The 7,890-nt window shown below is 62.9% G+C and carries 8 protein-coding genes; 3 read left to right on the top strand and 5 right to left on the bottom strand.

Annotated features, from left to right (window positions below):
• Positions 1-239: 239 nt before the first annotated feature.
• The 5 genes from NEZ08_RS10280 to gph all read right to left on the bottom strand — a co-directional run bounded on the left by NEZ08_RS10280 (position 240) and on the right by gph (position 5,434).
• Positions 240-1,895 carry a TRAP transporter large permease subunit gene (locus NEZ08_RS10280; protein WP_298106511.1) on the bottom strand — a complete coding sequence of 552 codons (1,656 nt, stop codon included), beginning with the start codon at positions 1,893-1,895 and terminating at the stop codon, positions 240-242.
• Positions 1,896-1,923: 28 nt separating this feature from the next.
• On the bottom strand, positions 1,924-2,505 hold the full coding sequence (locus tag NEZ08_RS10275) for a TRAP transporter small permease subunit (protein WP_298106510.1): 582 nt from the start codon (positions 2,503-2,505) through the stop codon (positions 1,924-1,926).
• 321 nt (positions 2,506-2,826) lie between these two features.
• The gene (gene moaA / locus NEZ08_RS10270) at positions 2,827-3,861 is read right to left on the bottom strand and encodes a GTP 3',8-cyclase MoaA (protein WP_298106509.1); all 1,035 of its coding nucleotides are present in this window, start codon (positions 3,859-3,861) and stop codon (positions 2,827-2,829) included.
• A gap of 134 nt (positions 3,862-3,995) precedes the next feature.
• Positions 3,996-4,490 carry a hypothetical protein gene (locus NEZ08_RS10265; RefSeq protein ID WP_298106507.1) on the bottom strand — a complete coding sequence of 165 codons (495 nt, stop codon included), beginning with the start codon at positions 4,488-4,490 and terminating at the stop codon, positions 3,996-3,998.
• Between the two features lie 254 nt (positions 4,491-4,744).
• Positions 4,745-5,434 carry a phosphoglycolate phosphatase gene (gene gph, locus NEZ08_RS10260; RefSeq protein WP_298106506.1) on the bottom strand — a complete coding sequence of 230 codons (690 nt, stop codon included), beginning with the start codon at positions 5,432-5,434 and terminating at the stop codon, positions 4,745-4,747.
• A 221-nt stretch (positions 5,435-5,655) separates the two neighbouring features.
• Between gph and rpiA the strand changes: the two genes are divergently transcribed.
• From rpiA to NEZ08_RS10245, 3 genes are all read left to right on the top strand, one after another.
• A complete protein-coding gene (gene rpiA / locus NEZ08_RS10255; RefSeq protein WP_298106505.1) occupies positions 5,656-6,354 on the top strand; it encodes a ribose-5-phosphate isomerase RpiA in 699 nt (232 codons plus the stop codon).
• Between the two features lie 24 nt (positions 6,355-6,378).
• Positions 6,379-6,915 carry a DUF2059 domain-containing protein gene (locus NEZ08_RS10250; protein WP_298106504.1) on the top strand — a complete coding sequence of 179 codons (537 nt, stop codon included), beginning with the start codon at positions 6,379-6,381 and terminating at the stop codon, positions 6,913-6,915.
• 115 nt (positions 6,916-7,030) lie between these two features.
• On the top strand, positions 7,031-7,890 hold an 860-nt coding region (locus NEZ08_RS10245; protein ID WP_298106503.1), incomplete at its 3' end, for an FAD-dependent oxidoreductase.

Below are 7,890 nucleotides of genomic sequence, written 5' to 3'. Positions count from 1 at the left end.
GGAATCACGAATCGCCCAAAAGCAAAATCCCAAAACGCAAGAAAGCGAACTCCAACACCCCGCTTTCCTGCAAAATCGAATACTATATCAAGCCCAATTCTACCTATTTTTTAGGCCACTCCGCATTCTTCACGGACGACTAACGAAAAAGAGAGCCCCGGTGCGCAGGCTCCGGGGCTTTCTGTTGCAGAAATTCTCCACCAGCGCATTTGAAACCGTTCGCCGGCGGATGAGAAATATCAGTTTTTCGGCGGCCCGAAGTCGAGCGGCGGAAGATCCATCTGCGGCACTTCGATCTTGATCGAATTCGGATCGATCGTCGACAGGCTGCCCTTGTAGTGCATCACCATTGACGGGAACAGGATCACCAGCAGCACCATGATGACCTGGATGACGACGAAGGGTATCGCGCCCCAGTAGATCTGTCCGGTCGTGACCGGCTCCATGCGCTTGCCGGTGACCCGGTCGGTGTAACGTTCCTTGGGGGCGACCGAGCGCAGGTAGAACAGGGCGAATCCGAATGGCGGGTGCATGAACGAAGTCTGCATGTTGACGCCAAGGATCACGCCGAACCAGATCAGGTCGATACCCAGGTGTTCGGCCGCGGGGCCGAGCAGGGGAATGACGATGAAGGCGAGTTCGAAGAAGTCGAGGAAGAACGCCAGCACGAAGACAAACACGTTGACGAAAATCAGGAAACCGATCTGGCCGCCGGGCAGCGAAGTCAGGAGATTTTCGACCCAGACGTGGCCGTTCACGCCATAGAAGGTGAGCGAGAACACGCGCGCGCCGACCAGAATGAAGACCACGAAGGCGGAAAGCTTCGCCGTCGATTCGGTGGCCTGCCGGATCAAGTCCCAGTTCAGCCGCCGCTTGAGGGCGCCGAGGATGAGCGCACCGGCAGCGCCCATCGCGCCGCCCTCGGTCGGCGTCGCAACGCCGATGAAGATCGTGCCGAGCACCAGGAAGATCAGGAACAGCGGCGGCACCATGACGAAGGTCGTCTGCTGCGCCATCTCGGACAGGAAACGGAAGCCGGTCACCCTGGCGATGATCCAGTTCAGCACCGCCACGAAGAACGCGAACAGGATGCCGTTGAACATGCTCAGAACGACGAAGTCGGCCCCATGCGTTTCGGAGTGTCGCATCATGAACCAGCCGAACACGCAACTGGCGACAAAGAGCACGCCCAGCGAAGGCAGTCCGCGGCTGCCGTCCTTCTCGCGGAAGCCAATCGCCTCCTTCGGAAGTCCGGGCGCCGCCTTCGGGAAGAAGATCGAGACGATGAAGGCATATCCGGCGTAGAGGCCGGCAAGCACGAGTCCCGGAATGAAGGCGCCTTCGTACATGTCGCCGACCGACCTGCCGAGCTGGTCGGCCATCACGATCAGCACCAGCGAGGGCGGAATGATCTGGGCGAGCGTGCCGGAGGCCGCAATGATGCCGGTCGCCATCCGCCGGTCGTAGCCGTAACGCAGCATGATCGGCAGCGAGATCAGGCCCATCGAGATGACGGAGGCTGCCACCACGCCGGTAGTCGCGGCGAGCAGGGCGCCGACGAACACGACGGCATAAGCCAAGCCACCCCTGATGGTGCCGAACAGCTGGCCGATCGTGTCGAGCAGATCTTCGGCCATGCCGGATCGTTCGAGCACCAGTCCCATGAAGGTGAAAAACGGGATAGCGAGCAGCGTGTCGTTGTTCATCACGCCGTAGACGCGCTCGGGCAGCGCCTGCAGAAAATCGGGGCGGAACTCGCCAAGTCCGATGCCGACCAGCGCGTAGATCAGGCCCACCGCGCCGAGCGAGAACGCCGCCGGATAGCCGAGCAGCAGCACGATCACCAGCGAGGCGAACATGATCGGCGCCAAATTCGAAACGATAAAGGCAGTCATCCAAAATCCCCCGCGACCGCGCCGACGATCAGCGTTTTTCGATGGCTTCGACGAGATGCTCGACTTCGGCTTCGAGCGCATGCACCTGGGCGGCGTGCGGATCCGGGATCAGGCCGCGCATCACCGCGATACGTTTGATCAGTTCGGATATGCCCTGAACGAACAGAAGCGCGAACCCGATCGTGATCAGCGACTTGGCCGGCCATTGCGGCAGGCCGCCGGCGTTGCCGGACTGTTCGCCGATCTCAAATGAGCGCATGAAGAAGGGAGCGCCCGTGTAGATCATGATGACGGTCAGCGGCAACAGGAAGAAAGCGTGGCCGATCAGATCGATGATATCGCGCACGCGCTTGGGCAGCAGGTTGTTCACGATATCGATGCGGATGTGTTCGTTGTCGAGCAGCGTCCAGGGCGAGCACAACAGAAAGACGATGCTGAACAGCACCCATTGCAGTTCGAGCCAGGCATTCGAAGACGTATCGAAAACCTTGCGTATGATCGCGTTGACGGCGGAGACGATCACCGCGACCAGGATCAGCCACGCGAGGCTCTTTCCGATCCTCCGCGTGAAGGCATCGATGCCACGGCTCAATTTCAGGAGCGATTGCAAGGCGGTCCCCCAACTGCGTTTTGCTTGCTCGCCGGCTTGGCTGCGCACCAGAGCTCAGATTTCGAAATTCGCAAGCTGTTGCGGCGACCTCAGATGCGAAACTTCAAAGAGCTCTGGCAATGCAAATGTTAGAATCTAACCACCGGCGCGCCGGCCCATCCGGCCGAAACGGACAGAAGAATTGGGCCGCACCATTTCAGCGCGTCGCGACGACGTCAATCGAAAAATGGGCAAATGGACGAAGAATCAAGCGGTTGCAGGCCGCGGATCAATTCGCGGCGAAGGAGAATTCTCCGTCCTTTTACGGGTCAGACCGGCTCGCTAACCGCCGGTCACGCTCATGTGGCGGCTGACGCTCGGCCGGTTGTGGCGGCGGTCGATGATGAAGTCGTGGCCCTTCGGTTTCAGGCCGATCGCGCGGTCGATCGTGGCGGCCAGCAGTTCGTCATCGGGCGAGGCGCGCAGCGGCTTGCGCAGGTCGGAGGCATCTTCCTGGCCGAGGCAGGTGTGGATGGTCCCGGTGCAGGTGATCCGAACGCGGTTGCAGGACTCGCAGAAATTATGCGTCATCGGCGTGATGAAGCCGAGCTTGCCGCCGGTTTCCCCGACTTTGACATAGCGAGCCGGCCCACCGGTGGTCTCATCGAGGTCGGTCAGCGTGTAGCGCTGGCTGAGGCGCGCGCGCACCAGCGAGAGCGGCACATACTGGTCGATGCGGCCGCTGCCGATCTCGCCCATCGGCATGACCTCGATCAGGGTGAGGCCCATGCCCTTGCCGTGCGCCCATTGCATCAGCGAGGGGATCTCGTCCTCGTTCATGCCCTTCAGCGCAACCGCATTGATCTTGACGGCAAGCCCGGCGGCGCGTGCAGCCTCGATGCCGGCCAGAACCTTGTCGAGATCGCCCCAGCGGGTGATGGCGCGGAACTTGTCCGCATCCAGCGTATCGAGCGACACGTTGATGCGGCGAACGCCGCAATCGGCGAGCTCAGCGGCGAAACGCGCCAGCTGCGAGCCGTTGGTAGTGAGGGTGAGTTCGTTGAGCGCGCCGGAGGCGAGATGGCGCGACAGCGAACGCACCAGCGACATCACGTTGCGGCGGACCAGTGGCTCGCCGCCGGTCAGGCGGAGTTTCTTCACGCCCTTGGCGATAAAGGCCGAGCAGAGCCGGTCGAGTTCCTCGAGCGTCAAGAGGTCGGCCTTCGGCAGGAATGTCATGTCTTCCGACATGCAATAAAAGCAGCGCAGGTCGCAGCGATCGGTCACCGACACGCGCAAATACGTGATCGTCCGGCCGAACGGATCGGTCATCGATCGCGACAGCGATGCGGGAAACGGGGACACAGCTACAGTCATCAAGTGCCTTTGGGCTGACAAGCCACACGCAGTTGCGACGGGATACGGCCGCTCGCAAGAGGAGCTGCACCCAATGTATGCACCTTGGACCATCAGCACAATCCGCGAAGCCGCGCCTTGTGCAGCTGCGACGATCAGCGCTTCGGCGCCGGGGCCGGGTTGGGGAAGGCTGGATCGGTAGCCGCGGCTGCCGGTGCAGCACCGGACGCTGCAGCAGGTGCAGCACCGGCCGCTGCAGCGGCGGGTTTCCTGGGCCTCGGATGCGGCTTATGCGCCCTCGGCGGCGGGGCGGTCGGCTGGAGCTCCGCAAACACCGGATTGGGCGCCACCTTGAACGTGTCGGAGGAAAACATGCCGCCGGATTCGCGGGTGACCCGTACCGGCACGCTTGCCGGCTGCATGCCGGGCAGTGCGTAGCTGACGGTAAAGCCGGTCTCGGGCGGCGTCACGCTGACCGAGCACGGGGTTTTGCAGCCCGGTCCGATCGAGGTTTTTGCATCGGCGCCGGGCGGCGTCGATTCAAGCTGAACCTGAACCGTCGGCGGCGTTGATTTGAAATAATCCGTTGAAAACGATGAACAGCCGGCCAGACTGATTGCGGCAACGGCCATCGCGAAAGCACGACGCATGATCGACCTGTTAATTGAGGTCAGGATCCGGTTGGGTGAAGCCGGAGCCTTGATCCCATCTGAATTTGCGTGGGCATGTCTGTCGCGCGAAGCCCCGCGGAGATGCCGCGAGGAAACCGGTCGTCCCACCGGTGCGGCCAACTGCCACAATCCCCGAGGGGACCATAGGGGGCCGGGGAGGGCGGCGCAACCGGCATGGTTAATTGATGGTTAATAGCGCGGCCGGTAAACAAAATGTGTGTTAATATAATAGCTTATGTGGCTATGCGGGCCTGTTGCGAGAACCCTGCGATCGCCGCTGTCAACTCACTGTAGTGATGGATCAGCCGATCCGGCTTGAGATCGGCGATGGGAACCTCGGTATAGCCAAAGGAGACGCCGATGACCGGCACGCCGGCGCGCCGGGCGACGCCGACATCCGGGCCGGCATCTCCGACCATGATCGTGGCCGATAACTCGCCGCCGGCGCGCTCCACGGTCTGGCGCAGGATCGCGGGATCCGGCTTGGAAACGCCGAAAGTATCGGCGCCGCAAATTGCGGCAAAGCGCGGACTCAAATTCAGCCGCTCCAGAAGGCGCCTGGACAGCCATTCCAGCTTGTTGGTGCAAACCGCAAGGCGGTGACCGCTCGCCGCCAGCTCGTCCAGTGCGGCTTCGAGCCCGTCGAACGGCCGCGAGTCATCGGCAATATGTTCGGCATAATAGCCGATGAAGTCGTCCGTCATCCGCGTCAGCTCGGCGAGACTGACCTCACGGCCCTCCGCCTCGAGGCCGCGCTCGAGGAGTTTCCGTACGCCACCCCCGATCATGTTGCGTGCCTCATGCAGCGGCACCGGCGGCAGGCCCTCGGCCGCCAGTACGACGTTGAGCGCGCCGATCAGGTCGGGCGCGGTGTCGACCAGGGTGCCATCGAGATCAAAGACAACGGTACGGGGAGAGGTCATGGGGAAACGGCTAACGGGTGGGGCCCGATCTTGCAAGCTGCAAGCATTTCCGGCCGGAACACCTCGGTTTCGGCCCGGTTTCGCGCCCACAAAGTGATGCGAGACTGCCGGAATCGGACCTCAGGCGCTGTTCCTCCCGGCAAAACAACGCTAGATAAACCCCGGCCGGGCCGGCCCATGTTCCGGCCCGAAGATCAGGACCTGCCGGTAGAGCCACTCTTGTGAACTTGGATGCACTGAAACGCCAGGCGGCAGCGCGCGCGCTTGATTTCGTGGAAGGTGGCATGAAGCTCGGCCTCGGCACCGGCTCGACCGCCAAGCACTTCGTCGAGCTGCTCGGCGAGCGGGTGCGCGGGGGCCTCGAGGTGGTCGGCGTGCCGACCTCCGAGGCGACGCGGGCGGACGCGCTTCGCTGCGGCATTCGCCTGACGACGCTGGACGAGGTCGACCGGCTCGATCTTACCGTCGATGGCGCCGACGAGGTCGATCCCGCGCTCAATCTCATCAAGGGCGGCGGCGGCGCGCTGCTGCGCGAAAAGATCGTCGCGGCGGCTTCCGACCGCATGATCGTGATTGCCGACGATTCAAAATGGGTCGAGACGCTCGGCCGCTTCCCGCTGCCGATCGAGGTCGTTCCGTTCGGGTTGGGGGCGACGCGGCGGGCGATCGAAAAGGCGCTCGCCGATTGTGGCGCATCCGGCCAACTGGTGCTGAGAAAAGGCAAGGACGGTCACGCTTTTGTCACCGATAGCGGCCACTGGATCGTCGATGCTCATCTGGGGCGCATTCCGGACGCCCCGCGTCTGGCGCAATCGCTCAGCTGCATCGCGGGCGTTGCAGAGCACGGGCTGTTCATCGGTATCGCCAGCCTGGCAATGCTGGCCGGCCCGCAAGGAATTCGTGTCGTTGAACCGCGATAAGATATCGCGACTGAGGAGAATAAAATGAAGGCTTCATGGGGAATTTTGCTCGCCGCCGGCATGGGGCTGGGCGTGGCGTTTTCGGCCCTGCCGGCGACTGCGCAGCAGGCCGCCGCGCCGGCGCAGCAGCTCAAGCCGGTGTCGCCTTCCGCGATGCAGGCGGCGCGCGACCTGCTGGCGGTGAAAAATGTCAGCCAGATCTATGCCAATGCGGTGGCCAGCATCATTGAGCGGGTCAAGGCCCAGCTTCTGAGCAGCAACCTGAACTACCAGAAGGACCTCAACGAGATTGCCACCGTCATCGCCAAGCAGTCGGCAGGCAAGGAGAAAGAGATCGGCGAGCAGATGGCGAAGATCTACGCCAACGACTTCAACGAGCAGGAGTTGAAGGAGCTGACCGTGTTCTACAAATCGCCGCTTGGCCAGAAACTCCTGACGACCGAGCCGAAGTCGATTCAGGCCAGCATGCAGTACATGAACCAGTGGGCGCAGAGCTTTGGCGACCAGGTCGTCGCCGAGTTTCGCACCCAGATGCAAAAGCGCGGCAAGCCGCTGAGCTGAGGACGCAAGAGCTCGGTCGCACGGCTTGCTTCAGCTTTCTTCTCCCCGCGTGCGGCGGCGACTTGCATTCGTCATGGCCGGGCTTGACCCGGCCATCTGAACCCACGGGACCACCATGGCCGAATTCGATACCGATCTGTTTGTCATCGGCGGAGGGTCGGGCGGCGTCCGCGCGGCCCGCATCGCAGCCGGCTACGGCGCGCGGGTGATGGTCGCCGAAGAGTACCGGATGGGCGGCACCTGCGTGATCCGCGGCTGCGTGCCGAAGAAACTGATGGTCTATGCCTCGCATTTCCATCAGGAGTTCGAGGACGCCGCCGGCTTCGGCTGGACTGTTCCGGCGCCGAGCTTCGACTGGGCGACCCTGATTGCCAACAAGGACAAGGAAATCGCCCGCCTCGAGGCGGCCTACACCAGCAACGTGGAGAAATCCGGCGCCAGGGTGCTCAAGGCCCGCGCGGTGCTGGAGGACGCCCACACCTTACGGCTTTCGACCGGCGAGCGGGTGCGCGCCAATTACGTGCTGATCGCAACCGGCGGCGCGCCGAACCACGGCCCGGCGATTCCCGGCATCGAGCACGTGATTTCCTCCAACGAGGTGTTTCACCTGCCGCAGCTGCCGCGGCGCATCCTGATACAGGGCGGCGGCTACATCGCCCTCGAATTCGCCTGCATCTTCGCCGGCCTCGGCTCCGACGTGACCGTGGTCTATCGCGGCGACAACATCCTGCGCGGTTTCGACGAGGACGTGCGCGCCCATGTCCGCAGCGAGATGGAGAAGGAAGGCATCACCATCCTCACCGGCTGCACGGTGGCGAAGGTCGACAAGCACGCCCACGAATTCACCTCGCATCTGTCGAACGGATCGAGCATCGCCTCCGACAAGGTGATGTTTGCGATCGGGCGACATCCGAACGTCGCCAATCTCGGGCTGGAAAACGCCGGCGTCGCCATCAACCCGAACAACGGCGGCAT

This window comes from Bradyrhizobium sp., from assembly GCF_027451485.1.
Classification (GTDB): Bacteria; Pseudomonadota; Alphaproteobacteria; order Rhizobiales; family Xanthobacteraceae; genus Bradyrhizobium.
This window is presented reverse-complemented; position numbering and strand designations above follow the sequence as displayed.

Coding starts and splice junctions, on each gene's coding strand:
- NEZ08_RS10280 (WP_298106511.1), bottom strand. CDS start 1,895: ATGACTGCCTTTATCGTTTCGAATTTGGCGCCGATCATGTTCGCCTCG.
- NEZ08_RS10265 (WP_298106507.1), bottom strand. CDS start 4,490: ATGCGTCGTGCTTTCGCGATGGCCGTTGCCGCAATCAGTCTGGCCGGC.
- moaA (WP_298106509.1), bottom strand. CDS start 3,861: ATGACTGTAGCTGTGTCCCCGTTTCCCGCATCGCTGTCGCGATCGATG.
- NEZ08_RS10250 (WP_298106504.1), top strand. CDS start 6,379: ATGAAGGCTTCATGGGGAATTTTGCTCGCCGCCGGCATGGGGCTGGGC.
- gph (WP_298106506.1), bottom strand. CDS start 5,434: ATGACCTCTCCCCGTACCGTTGTCTTTGATCTCGATGGCACCCTGGTC.